We start from the raw sequence: 17026 nt of genomic DNA on the forward strand, positions 1-17026 counted from the left end.
CGTGCATGATCATGCGCGAGGCGGTATGCTCATGCACATGGTGCGGGCAGCAGTGGCGGGTGCGAGCGGATATGCCGGCGGGGAGATCCTCCGGCTGCTGCTCGGGCACCCCGAGGTCGAGATCGGTGCCGTGACGGCGGCGTCCAGCGCTGGACAGCCCCTGGGCGCGATCCACCCCAACCTTGCCCCGCTCGCCGACCGCACCATCACCGACACGACGCTCGAGACCCTCGCGGGTCACGATGTCGTCTTCCTGGCGCTCCCGCACGGCCACTCGGCCAGCATCGCCGAGCAGCTGCCCGACGACGTGGTCGTCATCGACTGCGGCGCCGACTTCCGGCTGACGGACGAGGCCGCCTGGGCCGCCTTCTACGACACCCCGTATGCCGGGTCGTGGGCCTACGGTCTACCCGAGCTCGCCGTGGGCGCGACCGGCAAGCAGCGCGACGCCCTGCGGGGTACGCGGCGGATCGCCGTCCCCGGCTGCTACCCGACGGCCACCACCCTCGCGCTGGCGCCGGGCTACGCCCACCACCTGCTCGCCGAGCACGACGTCGTGGTGGTGGCCGCGTCGGGCACCTCGGGCGCCGGCAAGTCGCTCAAGCCGCACCTGCTGGGCAGCGAGGTCATGGGGGCCATGTCGCCCTACGGCGTCGGCGGGGTTCACCGGCACACCCCGGAGATCGAGCAGAACCTCAGTGGCATCGCCGGCGACGACGTGCGCGTCTCGTTCACGCCCACGCTCGCACCCATGCCCCGCGGCATACTCGCCACCTGCACGGCACCCACGTGGGACACGTTCACGCCCGCCGAGGTCCGCGAGGCCTGGGTCGACACCTATGCCGACGAGCCGTTCGTGCACGTGCTCCCTGAGGGGCAGTGGCCGTCGACAGCCAGCGTCCTGGGCAGCAACACCGTCCAGCTGCAGGTGACGCTCGACGAGCGCGTCGGCCGGGTGGTCGCCGTGGCCGCCGTCGACAACCTCACCAAGGGCACCGCCGGCGCGGCCGTGCAGTGCCTGAACCTCGCCCTCGACCTCCCGGAGACCACCGGGCTCCCGATCGCCGGAGTCGCACCATGAGCCTTCCCCTCCACCTGATGCGCCATGCCGAGGAGGTCGCGTTCGTGCGGCTGCCGGCCGGTGCCGAGCCGGACTTCGACTGGCGCACCGGCCCGCTCGCGTCGGTCACCTACACCGACAGCGAGACGTCCGTCGTCTGTGCGTATGCCGCCGTGCCCGACGGGGCGACCGTGCAGGGTCCGCTCACGGCATTCGAGATCGCGGGACCGCTCGACTTCGCGACCGTCGGCGTGCTGGCCGGTCTGCTGGATCCCCTTGCGGCCCAAGGCATCAGCATCCTCGCCATGTCGACCTATGACACCGACTGGATCCTCGTCGAGTCCGACCACGCCGACGAGGCCATGGCGATCTGGAAGCGGGACGGCAACACTGCCGCACCCGCGCGGCTCTCCGGAGGCACCTCGTGAGCGTCACGACCCCGCAGGGATTCCGGGCCGCCGGCGTCAACGCCGGTCTCAAGGCCAGCGGCGCACCTGACGTGGCCCTCGTGGTCAACGACGGGCCCGACCACCACGCTGCCGCGGTGTTCACGAGCAACCGGGTCGAGGCTGCCCCCGTGACCTGGTCGCGACAGGCAGTCAAGGACGGTCGGGCCGACGCCGTGGTCCTCAACTCTGGTGGCGCGAACGCCTGTACCGGCGCCCAGGGCTTCGCCGACACCCACGCCACCGCCGAGCACGTCGCCGAGGTGCTCGGCGTCTCGGCCGGCGACGTCGTGGTCTGCTCCACCGGCCTCATCGGCGAGCTGTTGCCGATGGACAAGCTGCTGTCCGGCGTCGACGCCGCGGCCGCCGCCCTCAGCCAGGACGGCGGAGCGGACGCCGCGGTCGCGATCAAGACCACGGACACCGTGCCCAAGGTGGCCGAGGTGACCCGTGACGGGTGGTCCGTGGGCGGTATGGCCAAGGGCGCGGGGATGCTGGCGCCGGCCCTGGCGACGATGCTCGTGGTCCTCACGACCGACGCCCTCGTCGACCCCGCGCAGCTCGACGGCGTCCTGCGCGCAGCGACCGCGACGACCTTCGACCGCATCGACTCCGACGGCTGCCAGTCGACCAACGACACCGTGGTGCTGATGGCGTCCGGCGCCTCCGGTGTGCAGCCGGAGCTCGCCGACCTCGTGGCCGCCGTCACCGAGGTCTGCGCGTCACTGGCGCGCCAGCTGATCGGCGACGCCGAGGGCGCCAGCCACGACATCGCCATCGAGGTGGTGGGCGCCGCGAGCGTCCCCGACGCCCTCGAGGTGGGCCGGGCGGTCGCCCGCAACAACCTCTTCAAGGCAGCCGTCTTCGGCAACGACCCCAACTGGGGGCGCGTGCTCGCGGCGGTCGGCACGACCGCCGCGGAGTTCGACCCCCACCAGCTCGACGTCGCCATCAACGGCGTCCAGGTCTGCCGCGCAGGTGGCGTCGGTGAGGACCGGTCCCTCGTCGACCTGGCCCCGCGCGAGGTCCGCGTCGTCATCGACCTGCACGCCGGGCGGCATACCGCGACCATCTGGACCAACGACCTCACCCACGACTACGTCCACGAGAACTCGGCCTACTCGACATGACGCCAGACGCGCCCAGCACGCCCCCGACCGCTTCCACCAACACCGTCCGTGGCCACATCGGCAAGGCCGCGCTGCGGGTCGCGCAGGGCAAGGCCCAGACCCTCGTCGAGGCGCTGCCCTGGCTCGAGCAGTTCAGGGGTGCCCTCGTCGTCGTCAAGTACGGCGGCAACGCCATGACCGACGACTCGCTCAAGGCCGCCTTCGCCCAGGACGTCGCCTTCCTGCGGTATGCCGGGCTGCGGCCGGTCGTCGTCCACGGCGGAGGTCCGCAGATCGCGTCGATGCTCGACCGGCTCGGGCTGGAGAGCGAGTTCCGCGGCGGCCTGCGGGTCACGACGCCCGAGGTGATGGACGTCGTGCGGATGGTGCTCACCGGCCAGGTGGGGCGCGAGCTCGTCGGGCTGCTCAACCAGCACGGGCCGGTCGCAGTCGGCCTGTCGGGGGAGGACGCCGGGCTCTTCGGCGCGCGGCGACGCGGCACCGTCGTCGACGGAGAGGATGTCGACCTGGGCCTCGTCGGTGACGTCGTCGCGGTGAATCCCGGTGCAGTGCAAGACATTCTCGACGCCGGACGAATCCCGGTGGTCTCCACGGTGGCACCTGACCTCGACACCGACGGCCAGGTGCTCAACATCAACGCCGACACCGCCGCGGCCGCCCTCGCGGTCGCGCTGAAGGCGCACAAGCTCGTCATGCTCACCGATGTCGAGGGGGTGTATGCCGCGTGGCCTGACCGCGACTCGCTGCTCTCATCCCTCACGGTGTCCGGGGCGCGGGACCTGCTCACCCGGGTCGACTCGGGCATGATCCCCAAGCTCGAGGCCTGCATCCGCGCGGTCGAGCAGGGCGTGCCGCAGGCGCACGTCGTCGACGGCCGGCAGCCGCACTCGATCCTGCTCGAGGTGTTCACCTCCGAGGGCATCGGCACCATGATCCTGCCCGACAGCAACGACGCAGACCGCAACGACACAGACCGAGAGGACGCGTGATGGGTGACGCCACCACGAACAGTCAGCTGCTCGACCGGTATGCCGCGTCGCTGGTGGGCGTGTTCGGTCGCCCGCCGCTCGTGCTGAGCCACGGCGACGGCGCCTACGTCTGGGACGTCGACGGCAAGCGCTACCTCGACCTGCTCGGCGGCATCGCGGTCAACGCACTCGGCCACGGACACCCGGCGCTGGTCGCCGCGGTGAGCAAGCAGGCAGCCGAGGCGATCCACGTCTCCAACTTGTTCACCTCGGTCCCGCAGATCGAGCTCGCCGAGCGGATCCTGGCCGTCGCTGGGGCACCCGAGGGCAGCGGGGTGTTCTTCGCCAACTCCGGGGCCGAGGCGATCGAGGCGGCCATCAAGCTGTCCCGCCGCACCGGCCGCTCGGGCATCGTCGCCGCCGAGGGCGCCTTCCACGGCCGCACGACGGGCGCCCTCGCGCTGACCCACAAGGTGGCCTACCGCGAGCCGTTCGAGCCGCTCATCCCCGGCGTCACCCACGTCCCCTACGGCGACGAGGAGGCCCTGCGGGCTGCCGTGTCGACCGAGACCGCCGCTGTCTTCCTCGAGCCGGTCCAAGGCGAGGCGGGCGTCCTGCCCGCCGACCCGGCATACCTCCGACTCGCGCGCGAGCTGACCGCGGCCCACGGTGCCCTGCTCGTCCTCGACGAGGTCCAGACCGGAGTCGGGCGCACCGGCAGCTGGTTCGCGTTCCAGCAGGCCGGGGTGCTGCCCGACGCCATCACGCTGGCGAAGGGCCTCGGCGGGGGAGTGCCGATCGGGGCGCTCGTGACGTTCGGTCCCGAGGTCACCGGCCTGCTCACCGCTGGGCAGCACGGCTCGACCTTCGGCGGCAACCCGCTGGCCTGCGCCGCCGGGCTCGCGGTGCTCGAGACCATCGAGAGCCAGGGTCTGCTCGACCACGCGCGCGTCGTGGGCGACCACCTCGCCGAAGCCGTGCTCGCGCTCGGTCACCCGCTCGTCGAGGGCGTCCGCGGCGCCGGGCTGCTCCGCGCGATCACCCTCACCCAGCCGGTCTCCGCGAAGGTGGCTGACGCCGCTCGCGACGCCGGATTCATCGTCAACCCCGTTGCGCCCCAGGCCATCCGACTCGCTCCACCGCTCGTCGTCACAACCGCCCAGGTCGACGAGTTCGTCGCCGCGCTGCCCGCCCTCCTCGACGCCGCCGCCTGCAAGGAGCCCACCGCATGAGCGTCCGCCACTTCCTGCGCGACGACGACCTCACCGCCGAGGAGCAGGCGGAGGTGCTGCGGCGTGCGGCAGCGCTCAAGGGTGCGCCGTTCTCGGATCGCTCGCTCGACGGCCCGCGCATGGTGTCCGTCATCTTCGACAAGCCGACCCTGCGCACCCAGGTGTCGTTCGCGGGCGCCATCACCGGACTCGGCGGCTACCCGATGATCGTCGACGGCAAGCTCGCCCAGATCGGCACCCGTGAGTCGATCGCCGACACGGCGCGGGTCATCGGGCGCCAGTCCGCCGCCGTCGTCTGGCGCACGCACGGCCAGGACCGGATCGAGGAGATGGCGGAGTATGCCGGCGTGCCGGTCGTCAACGCCCTCACCGACGACTTCCACCCCTGCCAGATCCTCGCCGACCTGCTGACGATCACCGAGCACGAGGGCGAGCTGGCCGGCCTCGCCGTCGCCTACGTCGGCGACGGCGCCAACAACATGGCCCACTCCTACCTGCTGGGTTGTGCCCTCGCCGGCATGCACATCCGCATCGGCACCCCCGAGACCCACCAGCCCCGCGACGACCTCCGCAGCCGGGCCGAGGAGATCGCGGCGGAGCAGGGCGGGTCCGTGTCCGTGGTCTTCGACGCGGCGGAGGCCGTCGCGGACGCCGATGTCGTCATCACCGACACCTGGGTCTCGATGGGCATGGAGGACCAGAAGGGCGAACGGCAAGGAGCGGCAAGCCCGTTCGCGCCGTTCACCGTGACCGAGCAGCTCATGTCTGAGGCGGCCGCCGACGCGATCTTCCTGCACTGCCTGCCCGCCTACCGCGGCTTCGAGGTCGAGGCCGCCGTCATCGACGGCCCACAGTCGGTCGTCTGGGATGAGGCCGAGAACCGGCTGCACGCCCAGAAGGCCCTGCTGTCGTTCCTCCTCGAAGCCTCGGATGCCTCCGCGCCGGACAACGCATGAGCATCGCCGCCACGCGCACCGCCCGCCAGCAGCGGATCGTCGAGATCCTCGGCCGCACCGAGGTGCGTTCGCAGCCCGAGCTGCTCGACCTCCTCGCCCGCGACGGCATCGCGGTCACCCAGGCGACGCTCTCGCGCGACCTCGTTGAGGTGGGCGCCGTCAAGGTCCGTTCCGGACGCACCCTCGTGTATGCCGTGCCGGGACAGGGCGGTGACCGCACCGCCCGTCCGGCGCAGGCGGCCGACGAGGTGACCGCGCGGCTGCGCCGCGTGTGCGCCGAGCTGCTCGTCACCGCCGAGCCGTCGCACAACCTGGTTGTCCTGCGCACGCCGCCCGGGGCGGCCAACTTCCTCGCCTCGGCCATCGACCACGCCGACATCGACGACCTGCTCGGCACCATTGCCGGCGACGACACGATCATGGTCATCACCACCGGCGCACCCGCCTCCAGGCGGATCGCCGCCCACCTGCTCGCGCTGGCGGGCACCACGACGGAGGAGCAGCAGTGACGCAGGGCAGCAGCGACGGCGGACGGGTCAGCCTCTGGGGCGGACGGTTCGCCGGCGGCCCGGCCGACGCCCTCGCCGCCCTCAGCAAGTCCACCCACTTCGACTGGCGGCTCGCGGCATACGACATCGCTGGGTCGCGCGCCCACGCCCGCGTCCTGCACCGCGCCGGACTGCTCGACGACGCGACCCTGGAGGCGATGCTGACCGCGCTGGGGCAGCTGGCTGCCGACGTCGAGTCGGGAGCGTTCGTCCCCGCGGACGACGACGAGGACGTGCACACAGCCCTCGAGCGCGGACTCATCGAGCGTGCCGGCGCCGACGTCGGTGGACGCCTGCGGGCCGGGCGCTCACGCAACGACCAGGTCGCGACGCTGTTCCGGATGTACCTGCGCGACCACGCCCGCTCGGTCGCCGCCCTGGTGCTCGACGTCGTGGACGCGATCGTCTCCCAGGCGCAGCAGCACCCCGAGGTGGCCATGCCGGGGCGCACCCACCTCCAGCACGCCCAGCCGGTGCTCCTGGCGCACCACCTCCAGGCACACGCCTGGGCGCTGCTGCGCGACGTCCAGCGGTTCCAGGACTGGGACGTGCGGGCGGCGATCTCGCCGTACGGGTCCGGCGCGCTGGCCGGGTCGTCCCTGGGCCTCGACCCCGAGGCCGTGGCCGCCGACCTCGGCTTCGACTCGTCGGTGGAGAACTCCATCGACGGCACGGCCTCGCGCGACTTCGTCGCCGAGTTCGCGTTCGTCGCGGCGATGACCGCCGTGGACATCTCCCGGTTGGCCGAGGAGGTCGTCCTGTGGGCCACCAAGGAGTTCGGCTTCGTCACCCTCGACGACGCCTACTCGACCGGGTCGAGCATCATGCCGCAGAAGAAGAACCCCGACGTCGCCGAGCTTGCCCGCGGCAAGGCTGGGCGGCTCGTGGGCGACCTCGCCGGGCTCCTCACGACCCTCAAGTCCCTGCCGCTGGCGTACAACCGCGACCTGCAGGAGGACAAGGAGCCGGTCTTCGACGCCGTCGACACCCTCGAGGTGCTCCTGCCAGCGTTCAGCGGCATGGTCGCGACCATGGTCTTCGACACCGACCGCCTGGAGTCCCTTGCGCCGCAAGGATTCTCGCTCGCCACGGACATCGCCGAGTGGCTGGTGCGCGAGGGGGTGCCGTTCCGGGTGGCCCACGAGGTGGCGGGCGCGTGCGTGCGTGCGTGCGAGGCGCGCGGGATCGAGCTGTGGGACCTCAGCGACGAGGACCTCACCGCGATCTCGCCCCACCTGACTGCAGGTGTACGCAGCGTGCTCACCGTCGAGGGCTCGCTCGCCTCCCGGGACGCCAAGGGCGGCACCGCCCCCGCCCGGGTCGGTGAGCAGCGGGAGCGGCTGGTCGAGGCGGCCACGGCGGCCCGCGCCTGGGCGGACACACCCCTCCAGGTGCGCTGACGGCATACCGAGGGCACCTGGGCAGACCCCGGTTCCTTGCAGGACATCGCGCCGATCGTTCGCTAGGTTCGGTCTCGTGGGTCACTGTCGACCCACACCGGCGTTCGAAGGGATGACGGAATGGGTGTCAGCGACGACCTCACCACGGCTGCCGGCCACGTGGCCGGACTCCGACGGGCGGTGACCGCGCTCTCCAAGGAGCTCGGCAACACCATCGACATCCAACGGCTGCGCGACGACGTCGTGCGGCTCGCCGACGACGTCGACCTCGTAGCGCGTGCCGCCGGCGTCGGGTCGCAGGACCGCGCGGGTGGACCGGGCGAGATCGTCTTCATCCCGGACGAGGACTACGACCCGGCGATGTGGGCCGACACCGAGGACGAGGGCGTCGGACCGGCCAGGGGCAAGTGACGTGGCCACGGACCTGAGCGGGGGCGTCGACGCCCCGGGACGCGCACAGATCCCCGAGCGCACGTTGCGGGTCGACCGCTGGTGGATCCAGCCGCTCGTCACGTTCATCTGCTTCACGGCGTGGTTGCTGTACGGCCTGATCCGCGCCTCGATGCAGAAGGACTACTTCGTCGCCGACTACGGCTACCTCACGCCGTTCGCCTCGCCGTGCCTGTCGACGTCGTGCGAACCCGGCTCGACCCACTTCGGCACACCGTTCGGGCAGTGGCCGCCGCTCATCCCGTTCGCGGTGCTGACGCTTCCGTTCCTGCTGCTGTTCCGGTTGACCTGCTACTACTACCGCAAGGCCTACTACCGCTCGTTCTGGCTGTCACCGCCGGCGTGCGCGGTGGCCGAGCCGCACAAGAAGTACACCGGCGAGACGCGGTTCCCGCTGGTCATGCAGAACCTCCACCGCTACTTCTTCTACGCCGCCGTCATCGTCAGCCTCATCAACACCTACGACGTGTTCCACGCGTTCAAGGGCAAGGACGGCGGGTTCGGCATCGGGCTCGGCAGCCTCATCCTGCTGGCCAACGTGGTCCTGCTGTGGTGCTACACGCTCGGGTGCCACTCGTGCCGCAACCTCATCGGTGGGCGGCTCAACCATTTCTCGCGGCATCCGTTGCGCTACAAGGCCTGGGGCTGGGTGAGCAAGCTCAACGCCAAGCACATGCTCTTCGCCTGGGTCACGCTGGGCAGCCTGGTCGTCACCGACGCGTACATCGCCCTCGTGGCGTCCGGAACCATCTCCGACCTGCGCATCATCAACTGAGGAGCCCTGAGCCAGTGACCGAGTCGACGGAGCCGACCGAGCTCGAGACCCACGACTTCGACGTCCTCGTCATCGGTGCCGGCGGGGCCGGCCTGCGGGCCGCGATCGAGGCACGCGAGCAGGGCCTGAAGACCGGCGTGATCTGCAAGAGCCTCTTCGGTAAGGCCCACACCGTCATGGCCGAGGGTGGTATCGCCGCCTCGATGGGCAACGCCAACCCCAAGGACAACTGGGAGGTCCACTTCCGCGACACCATGCGCGGCGGCAAGTTCCTCAACAACCCGCGGATGGCCGAGCTGCACGCCAAGGAGGCGCCGCAGCGGGTCTGGGAGCTGGAGACCTACGGGGCGCTCTTCGACCGCACCGACGAGGGGAAGATCAGCCAGCGCAACTTCGGTGGTCACGAGTACCCCCGCCTCGCGCACGTCGGTGACCGCACCGGCCTCGAGCTGATCAGGACCCTCCAGCAGAAGGTCGTCAGCCTCCAGCAGGAGGACAAGCGCGAGACCGGCGACTACTTCACCAAGCTCGAGGTCTTCGCCGAGACGACGGTGACCGACCTGCTCAAGGACGACGCGGGACGCATCGCCGGAGCCCTCGCCTACGACCGCGAGTACGGGAAGTTCCGCGTCTACCGGGCCCCGGCGGTGGTCCTGGCCACCGGTGGCATCGGCAAGGCCTTCAAGGTCACCAGCAACTCGTGGGAGTACACCGGTGACGGTGCCGCCCTGGCGCTGCGTTCGGGGGCGGCGCTCATCAACATGGAGTTCATCCAGTTCCACCCGACCGGCATGGTGTGGCCGCCGTCGGTCAAGGGGATCCTCGTGACCGAGTCGGTGCGCGGTGACGGGGGAGTGCTGCGCAACTCCGAGGGCAAGCGCTTCATGTTCGACTACGTGCCCGATGTCTTCCGGTCGCAGTACGCCGACACCGAGGAGGAGGCGGACCGCTGGTACAAGGACCCGGAGAACAACAAGCGGCCGCCGGAGCTGCTGCCCCGTGACGAGGTCGCGCGCGCGATCAACAACGAGGTGAAGGAGGGGCGTGGCTCACCCCACGGCGGCGTCTTCCTCGACGTCTCCAGCCGGTTGCCGGCCGACGAGATCATCCGGCGACTGCCGTCGATGCACCACCAGTTCAAGGAGCTCGCCGACGTCGACATCACCGCTGAGCCGATGGAGGTCGGCCCAACCTGTCACTACGTCATGGGTGGCATCGAGGTCGACCCCGACACGGCCGCGACCAGCGTCCCCGGGCTCTTCGCCGCGGGCGAGGTGGCCGGTGGCATGCACGGCTCCAACCGACTCGGCGGCAACAGCCTGTCCGACCTCCTCGTCTTCGGTCGCCGCGCGGGCACAGGTGCCGTGGAATACGTTGCGGGGCTTGGCAACTCACGTCCGGCCGTCAACGATGGCGACGTCCAGCGCGCGGTCGAGTGGTCCCTCGGCCTCTTCGAGGAGCGCGAGCACCCGGAGAACCCCTACGACCTGCACCACGCGCTGCAGGACCAGATGAACGACCTCGTGGGCATCATCCGCCGTGAGGCCGAGGTACGCGAGGCGCTCACCGTCCTGGACGAGCTGGACGAGCGGGCGAAACGTGTCGTGGTGCAAGGAAACCGGCACTTCAACCCCGGGTGGCACCTCGCGATGGACCTGCGCAACATGCTCCTCGTATGCCGCTGCGTCGCCCTGGCGGCGCTGGAGCGCACCGAGTCCCGCGGTGGGCACACCCGCGAGGACCATCCCGCGATGGACCCGCAGTGGCGCAAGGTCAACCTCGTCGAGACGTTGGACGGCGACGGCAGGGTGGAGCTCAAGCGACAGCCCGTGCCGGAGATCCGCCAGGACCTGCTCGACCTGTTCGAGCGCAGCGAGCTGGCCAAGTACCTCACCGAGGAAGAGCTCCAACGACGCGCAGGAGACGAGTCATGAGCTATCAAGGCAGCTTCCGCGTGTGGCGCGGTGACGACCAGAGCGGCGGCCTCGTCGACTACCGGGTCGAGGTGAACGAGGGGGAGGTCGTCCTCGACATCATCCACCGCCTCCAGGCCACCCAGGCGCCGGACCTCGCTGTCCGCTGGAACTGCAAGGCGGGCAAGTGCGGGTCCTGCTCGGCGGAGATCAACGGCAAGCCGAGGCTGCTGTGCATGACGCGGATGAGCACCTTCACCGAGGACGAGACGATCACGGTGACGCCACTGCGCACGTTCCCGGTCGAGAAGGACCTCGTGACGGACGTCAGCTTCAACTACGAGAAGTCGCGGGAGATCCCGGCCTTCGCCCCACCCGAGGGGGTTGCGCCCGGCGACTACCGGATGTCGCAGTGGGACGTCGAGCGCAGCCAGGAGTTCCGCAAGTGCATCGAGTGCTTCCTGTGCCAGGACGTGTGCCACGTTGTGCGCGACCACGAGGACAACAAGCAGCACTTCGCCGGTCCGCGTTTCCTCATGCGCATCACCGAGCTCGACATGCACCCGCTCGACGCCGCCGACCGGCGTGAAGCGGCACGCACCGAGCACGGCATCGGCTGGTGCAACATCACCAAGTGCTGCACCGAGGTCTGTCCCGAGCACATCAAGATCACCGACAACGCGCTGATCCCCCTGAAGGAGCGTGTGGCCGACCGCTACTACGATCCGATCGTGTGGCTGGGCAACAAGATCCGTCGTCGTTCCACCTAGGAGAACGCCTGGGGCGTGACTTCTTCGCGGAGGACGTGCTGGACGTCGCCCCTGCACTGTTGGGGGCGACGATCACGCGGGGCGGAGTCACGGTGCGGCTCACCGAGGTCGAGGCGTATGCCGGCGAGGTCGACCCGGGGTCACACGCCTTTCGTGGCCCGACCCCGCGGACGACGGTGATGTTCGGACCGGCCGGTCACCTGTACGTCTACTTCAGCTATGGCATGCACTGGTGCGCGAACGTCGTGACCGGACCCGATGGTGAGGCGAGCGCCGTGCTGCTGCGCGCTGGGGAGGTCGTCCGGGGCCACGACGTGGTTGCCTTGCGCCGCAACGGGATTCGTGAGCGTGACTGGGCGCGCGGTCCCGCTCGTCTGACGAAAACCCTTGCGCTGACAGGGGACTGGACCGGCGCTGACGTGTGCGCGGCGGCCAGCGAGGCCCCGTTCCATGCCCCGACCCGACACGTGGCGGCCACCAGGATCCGCACAGGCCCGCGCGTGGGGGTGAGCGGTGCCGGCGGCGACGCCACGGCATACCCCTGGCGGTTCTGGCTCGAGGACGAACCCACCGTGAGCGCCTTCCGCCCGGGGCGCCCCGTCAGCGATCGCTGAGGACCCAGTCGAGGCTGCGGCGCATGACCGCGCCGAGCTCGTGCCCCTTCGGCGTGTAGTAGAGCACCCCGCCGACCGCCTGTTGCAGGGCGAACGCGCGACCTCGCAGCCACGCCGCGTCCGTGGCGCCCGTCGCCTCCCGGAACACCTGGCGGGCCCGGGGCGAGAGGATCGCCCACGCGGGCACGAGGTCGAGGGCGGCATCGCCGATCCCGGCACCGCCCCAGTCGATCACGGCGGTCAGCCGCCCATGACCGACGAGCACGTTGCCCGGGATCAGGTCACCGTGGACGAACCGGTCGGGCACGACCTCGTCCCCCGCGGCCTCCGCCGACTCGGCAGCGGAGCGGCGTACGGCCGCCACGTCCAGGAGCGCGGGGGCGTCCCACCGGTCGTCGGTGAGCCAGTCCTCGAGGTCGTCCAACAGCGGCAGGAGGGGACCCCCGCGCATGCCGGGCACGCGGCTCGGGACGTCGACGCCGGTCACCGTGGCGAGCGCCCGGGACAGGCTCGCCAGGTCGTGGGCCAGCTCGTCCCCGTGCGAGTCGACCAGGTCGGCGCGCCTCGTCCACGCATCCTCGCCGTCGAGCCAGGTCAGCACCGCCCACTCGTGCGGGAAGTGCCGGCTCGGCGTGCCGGCATGCACCACGCCCGGCACCGCGACGGGAAGCTGGCCGGCCACTGCTGGAAGGAGGCGCAGCTCCGTGGCCAGGCTTCGCGCGGCCGAGTCCGTCCGAGGAAGCCGCACCAGCAGTGGCGCTGCGCCGGGAGGGTCGATCCGCCAGACCGCGTTGTCGCTGCCCGTCGTCAGGAGCTGGCGCGGCAGGAGGTCTGCCCACTGCGGGCACTGCTCGGCCAGCAGCGCGCGAACGACGTCCCGCGACGTGTCGGCCTCGTCGTCATGGATGCGTCCGCTCACCATGGCATCCCATCGACCGCTGGTCGCCCTGTCCACCGAATTGTCGTCGCCACGTGAACGCTCGCTCACTCGACCACGGCGATAGGGCAGGCTGTGCACGTGCCGCGACCACGCGGCATACCCACGACGAAGGAGCACCACGACCGTGAGCAACGTTCTCGACGAGCTGCAGTGGCGGGGACTGGTGGCGCAGACCACCGACGAGTCCGCGCTGCGCAGGGCACTCGACGACGGACCGATCACGGCCTATTGCGGGTTCGACCCGACGGCCCCGTCACTGCACTTCGGCAACCTCGTGCAGCTCGTCGTGCTGCGTCACCTCCAGCGCGCCGGGCACCGGGTCATCGCCCTCGTGGGCGGCTCGACCGGGCTCATCGGCGACCCACGACCGACGGCGGAACGGGTGCTCAAGACCAAGGAGCAGACGGCCGAGTGGGTGGCGAACATCCGCCGCCAGGTCGAGCCGTTCCTCGCGACGGACGGCGACAACCCGGCGGTCTTCGTCGACAACCTCGACTGGACGCAGGGCCTGTCCGCGCTGGACTTCCTGCGCGACGTCGGCAAGCACTTCCGCGTCAACCAGATGGTCAAGAAGGACGCGATCGCGGCGCGCCTCAACTCCGACGAGGGCATCTCCTACACCGAGTTCAGCTACCAGCTGCTCCAGGGCCTGGACTACCTCGAGCTGTTCCGGCAGTACGGCTGCACGCTGCAGACCGGCGGCAACGACCAGTGGGGCAACCTCACCGCCGGATCGGACCTCATCCACCGGGTCGAGGGGGAGTCGGTGCACCTGCTGACGACACCGCTGCTGACCGACAGCTCGGGGGAGAAGTTCGGCAAGTCCGCGGGCAACGCCATCTGGCTGTCGCCCGAGATGACGAGCCCGTACGCCTTCTACCAGTACTGGATCAACGTCGAGGATGCCTCGGTGATGACCCTCCTCAAGGTCTTCACCGACCGGTCGCAGGAGGAGATTGCTGCGCTCGAGACCTCACTTGCGGACAAGCCGTTCCTGCGCGAAGCGCAGAAGGCACTCGCCGCGGACGTGACGACCCTCGTCCACGGGGCCGAGGCGACCGCGGCCGTGCAGGCGGCCTCGGAGGCGCTGTTCGGCAAGGGCGACGTGGCGGGACTCGACGAACGGACGCTGCTCGACGCGACCGCCGAGCTGCCGGGCGGTGAGGTCACCGTCGGGACGTCGGTCACCGACGCCCTCGTGGCGGTGGGTCTGGTGGAGTCCCGCAACGCGGCCCGGCGGGCGATCGGCGAGGGCGGGGCGTCGCTCAACAACGTCAAGCTCACCGACCCCGAGCAGGGGCTGGTCGACGGGGACTTCCTGCACGGGAAGGTCGCGCTCCTGCGGCGTGGGCGCAAGTCCCTGGCTGCGGCCCGACGTGGGGGAGGGACGGGCGACGGTATGCCGTGAGCACCGCTTGCGCGGTTGGCGACCGTCTCGTGGTCGCCGCACCGATCCGCTGGGATGTGGCCCCGCAGGCCGCTGACCAGCGGATTTGTGTTTCCCGGCGACGTCCGTCTAATGTTCTCGACGTCAGCCCGACAGGGAGGAACGGACACCACCGCACAGGGGTCACCCAGTGCGAAGCAGGCCGGTCCCGGAGGTTGGCTCCCCTCGATCATCGAGAACACACCGATGTGACGCAGACCACCCTCACGGGGGTCGACGAAGTATTGGATCGATGCTAGAGTGGATGTCCCGCCACAGCGCCCCGGGTTCGCCCAGGGCCCGCACGACGCCCGACAGGGTGGTCAGGGCCGGTCCGAACCGGTGCTACAGTGGGACACCTCGCAGAGAGCCAAGCGCGGCAAACCAGCGCTTCCGACAGGAAGCGGCAGGATTTGACGCCCAAGAGCGAAGCGAGTAAGTTAGAAGGGTTGCACCAGACGCCGACCGAAAGGTCAGCAGATGGTGCGCGTCCGAACCTTGAGAACTCAACAGCGTGTCAAAAATCGATGCCAATAACCTCGTCTCGAGGTGAACGGCTCGCCGACCACAAGGTCGGGGAGGCAGTCATTTCGAACGAAAATCCTTTGATTGACAACGATCATCTAGCAATTGCTAGTTGTTCGAGACTCAGTCAGTGAAACAACCCTTCACGGGTAAACGGTTTCGTGGCCACTGGTCACGAGCTGAACATCAATGGAGAGTTTGATCCTGGCTCAGGACGAACGCTGGCGGCGTGCTTAACACATGCAAGTCGAACGGTGACCTCGAGAGCTTGCTCTTGAGTGATCAGTGGCGAACGGGTGAGTAACACGTGAGTAACCTGCCCCAGACTCTGGAATAACCCCGGGAAACCGGAGCTAATACCGGATACGAAGTAGAGCTGCATGGCTACTACTTGGAAAGTTTTTCGGTCTGGGATGGACTCGCGGCCTATCAGCTTGTTGGTGAGGTAACGGCTCACCAAGGCGACGACGGGTAGCCGGCCTGAGAGGGCGACCGGCCACACTGGGACTGAGACACGGCCCAGACTCCTACGGGAGGCAGCAGTGGGGAATATTGCACAATGGGCGAAAGCCTGATGCAGCGACGCCGCGTGAGGGATGACGGCCTTCGGGTTGTAAACCTCTTTCAGCAGGGAAGAAGCGAAAGTGACGGTACCTGCAGAAGAAGCACCGGCTAACTACGTGCCAGCAGCCGCGGTAATACGTAGGGTGCGAGCGTTGTCCGGAATTATTGGGCGTAAAGAGCTTGTAGGCGGTTTGTCGCGTCTGCTGTGAAAATCCGGGGCTCAACCCCGGACTTGCAGTGGGTACGGGCAGACTAGAGTGTGGTAGGGGAGACTGGAATTCCTGGTGTAGCGGTGAAATGCGCAGATATCAGGAGGAACACCGATGGCGAAGGCAGGTCTCTGGGCCACTACTGACGCTGAGAAGCGAAAGCATGGGGAGCGAACAGGATTAGATACCCTGGTAGTCCATGCCGTAAACGTTGGGAACTAGGTGTGGGTCTCATTCCACGAGATCCGTGCCGCAGCTAACGCATTAAGTTCCCCGCCTGGGGAGTACGGCCGCAAGGCTAAAACTCAAAGGAATTGACGGGGGCCCGCACAAGCGGCGGAGCATGCGGATTAATTCGATGCAACGCGAAGAACCTTACCAAGGCTTGACATATACCGGAAACACCTAGAGATAGGTGCCCCGCAAGGTCGGTATACAGGTGGTGCATGGTTGTCGTCAGCTCGTGTCGTGAGATGTTGGGTTAAGTCCCGCAACGAGCGCAACCCTCGTTCTATGTTGCCAGCACGTAATGGTGGGGACTCATAGGAGACTGCCGGGGTCAACTCGGAGGAAGGTGGGGATGACGTCAAATCATCATGCCCCTTATGTCTTGGGCTTCACGCATGCTACAATGGCCGGTACAAAGGGCTGCGAAACCGCGAGGTGGAGCGAATCCCAAAAAACCGGTCTCAGTTCGGATTGGGGTCTGCAACTCGACCCCATGAAGTCGGAGTCGCTAGTAATCGCAGATCAGCAACGCTGCGGTGAATACGTTCCCGGGCCTTGTACACACCGCCCGTCAAGTCACGAAAGTCGGTAACACCCGAAGCCGGTGGCCCAACTCTTTGAGAGGGAGCCGTCGAAGGTGGGACTGGCGATTGGGACTAAGTCGTAACAAGGTAGCCGTACCGGAAGGTGCGGCTGGATCACCTCCTTTCTAAGGAGCACTGGTCGCGCAAGCGATCCAGAGCCTGGTCTGAGTGCGAATGTCACTCAGCAGGTGCTCAAGGGTGGAACATCGATTATTTGGCGCTGACACCAGCCCGCTCGCAAGTACAAGTCCTCGGACAGTGGAACGCAGCGGACCTGGGGCCGGCGCC

General features: G+C 68.9%; 15 protein-coding genes and 1 rRNA gene. 15 read left to right on the forward strand and 1 reads right to left on the reverse strand.

What is annotated here, in order from left to right; genetic code table 11:
* Window positions 1-37: 37 nt before the first annotated feature.
* The 13 genes from argC (at window position 38) to HJG52_RS01515 (ending at window position 12262) form a co-directional block, all read left to right on the forward strand.
* Window positions 38-1081 carry an N-acetyl-gamma-glutamyl-phosphate reductase gene (gene argC, locus HJG52_RS01455; protein WP_171241802.1) on the forward strand — a complete coding sequence of 348 codons (1044 nt, stop codon included), beginning with the start codon at window positions 38-40 and terminating at the stop codon, window positions 1079-1081.
* Entirely contained in the window at window positions 1078-1488 is a 411-nt protein-coding gene (locus HJG52_RS01460) for an ACT domain-containing protein (protein ID WP_171241803.1), read from the forward strand. Before argC ends, HJG52_RS01460 begins: the two co-directional genes overlap by 4 nt.
* On the forward strand, window positions 1485-2636 hold the full coding sequence (gene argJ, locus HJG52_RS01465) for a bifunctional glutamate N-acetyltransferase/amino-acid acetyltransferase ArgJ (protein ID WP_171241804.1): 1152 nt from the start codon (window positions 1485-1487) through the stop codon (window positions 2634-2636). The genes HJG52_RS01460 and argJ overlap by 4 nt, the downstream gene beginning before the upstream one ends.
* Window positions 2633-3625: an acetylglutamate kinase gene (gene argB, locus HJG52_RS01470; RefSeq protein ID WP_171241805.1), complete on the forward strand. Its 993-nt coding sequence runs from the start codon at window positions 2633-2635 to the stop codon at window positions 3623-3625. Before argJ ends, argB begins: the two co-directional genes overlap by 4 nt.
* Entirely contained in the window at window positions 3625-4836 is a 1212-nt protein-coding gene (locus tag HJG52_RS01475; RefSeq protein WP_171241806.1) for an acetylornithine transaminase, read from the forward strand. The genes argB and HJG52_RS01475 overlap by 1 nt, the downstream gene beginning before the upstream one ends.
* Window positions 4833-5792: an ornithine carbamoyltransferase gene (gene argF / locus HJG52_RS01480; protein WP_171241807.1), complete on the forward strand. Its 960-nt coding sequence runs from the start codon at window positions 4833-4835 to the stop codon at window positions 5790-5792. Before HJG52_RS01475 ends, argF begins: the two co-directional genes overlap by 4 nt.
* Window positions 5789-6301, forward strand: a complete 513-nt coding sequence (locus tag HJG52_RS01485) for an arginine repressor (protein WP_171241808.1) — start codon at window positions 5789-5791, stop codon at window positions 6299-6301. The genes argF and HJG52_RS01485 overlap by 4 nt, the downstream gene beginning before the upstream one ends.
* Complete coding sequence (gene argH / locus HJG52_RS01490) at window positions 6298-7740, forward strand: argininosuccinate lyase (protein WP_171241809.1); 1443 nt, start codon at window positions 6298-6300, stop codon at window positions 7738-7740. The genes HJG52_RS01485 and argH overlap by 4 nt, the downstream gene beginning before the upstream one ends.
* A gap of 120 nt (window positions 7741-7860) precedes the next feature.
* Entirely contained in the window at window positions 7861-8151 is a 291-nt protein-coding gene (locus HJG52_RS01495) for a hypothetical protein (RefSeq protein WP_171241810.1), read from the forward strand.
* A 1-nt stretch (window position 8152) separates the two neighbouring features.
* A complete protein-coding gene (locus HJG52_RS01500) occupies window positions 8153-8965 on the forward strand; it encodes a hypothetical protein (RefSeq protein WP_171241811.1) in 813 nt (270 codons plus the stop codon).
* 14 nt (window positions 8966-8979) lie between these two features.
* On the forward strand, window positions 8980-10899 hold the full coding sequence (locus HJG52_RS01505) for a fumarate reductase/succinate dehydrogenase flavoprotein subunit (protein ID WP_171241812.1): 1920 nt from the start codon (window positions 8980-8982) through the stop codon (window positions 10897-10899).
* The gene (locus HJG52_RS01510; RefSeq protein WP_171241813.1) at window positions 10896-11648 is read left to right on the forward strand and encodes a succinate dehydrogenase/fumarate reductase iron-sulfur subunit; all 753 of its coding nucleotides are present in this window, start codon (window positions 10896-10898) and stop codon (window positions 11646-11648) included. Before HJG52_RS01505 ends, HJG52_RS01510 begins: the two co-directional genes overlap by 4 nt.
* The gene (locus tag HJG52_RS01515; protein WP_171241814.1) at window positions 11612-12262 is read left to right on the forward strand and encodes a DNA-3-methyladenine glycosylase; all 651 of its coding nucleotides are present in this window, start codon (window positions 11612-11614) and stop codon (window positions 12260-12262) included. Before HJG52_RS01510 ends, HJG52_RS01515 begins: the two co-directional genes overlap by 37 nt.
* On the opposite strand, the gene HJG52_RS01520 is transcribed toward HJG52_RS01515, so the two are convergent.
* On the reverse strand, window positions 12249-13181 hold the full coding sequence (locus HJG52_RS01520; protein ID WP_171241815.1) for a phosphotransferase: 933 nt from the start codon (window positions 13179-13181) through the stop codon (window positions 12249-12251). The two genes, HJG52_RS01515 and HJG52_RS01520, sit on opposite strands and share 14 nt — an antisense overlap.
* Window positions 13182-13326: 145 nt before the next feature.
* Here HJG52_RS01520 and tyrS point away from each other — a divergent pair, with 145 nt between their 5' ends.
* Both tyrS and HJG52_RS01530 read left to right on the forward strand, forming a co-directional pair.
* A complete protein-coding gene (tyrS, locus tag HJG52_RS01525; RefSeq protein ID WP_171241816.1) occupies window positions 13327-14610 on the forward strand; it encodes a tyrosine--tRNA ligase in 1284 nt (427 codons plus the stop codon).
* Window positions 14611-15339: 729 nt separating this feature from the next.
* Window positions 15340-16863, forward strand: a 16S ribosomal RNA gene (locus tag HJG52_RS01530).
* Window positions 16864-17026: the final 163 nt, after the last annotated feature.

The organism is Knoellia koreensis, assembly GCF_013041615.1.
Classification (GTDB): domain Bacteria; phylum Actinomycetota; class Actinomycetes; order Actinomycetales; family Dermatophilaceae; genus Pedococcus; species Pedococcus koreensis.

Excerpts from the sequence above, each read along its gene's own strand:
- argC (WP_171241802.1), top strand. The coding sequence starts at position 38 with ATGGTGCGGGCAGCAGTGGCGGGTGCGAGCGGATATGCCGGCGGGGAG.
- HJG52_RS01460 (WP_171241803.1), top strand. The coding sequence starts at position 1,078 with ATGAGCCTTCCCCTCCACCTGATGCGCCATGCCGAGGAGGTCGCGTTC.
- argB (WP_171241805.1), top strand. The coding sequence starts at position 2,633 with ATGACGCCAGACGCGCCCAGCACGCCCCCGACCGCTTCCACCAACACC.
- HJG52_RS01475 (WP_171241806.1), top strand. The coding sequence starts at position 3,625 with ATGGGTGACGCCACCACGAACAGTCAGCTGCTCGACCGGTATGCCGCG.
- argF (WP_171241807.1), top strand. The coding sequence starts at position 4,833 with ATGAGCGTCCGCCACTTCCTGCGCGACGACGACCTCACCGCCGAGGAG.
- HJG52_RS01485 (WP_171241808.1), top strand. The coding sequence starts at position 5,789 with ATGAGCATCGCCGCCACGCGCACCGCCCGCCAGCAGCGGATCGTCGAG.
- HJG52_RS01495 (WP_171241810.1), top strand. The coding sequence starts at position 7,861 with ATGGGTGTCAGCGACGACCTCACCACGGCTGCCGGCCACGTGGCCGGA.
- HJG52_RS01510 (WP_171241813.1), top strand. The coding sequence starts at position 10,896 with ATGAGCTATCAAGGCAGCTTCCGCGTGTGGCGCGGTGACGACCAGAGC.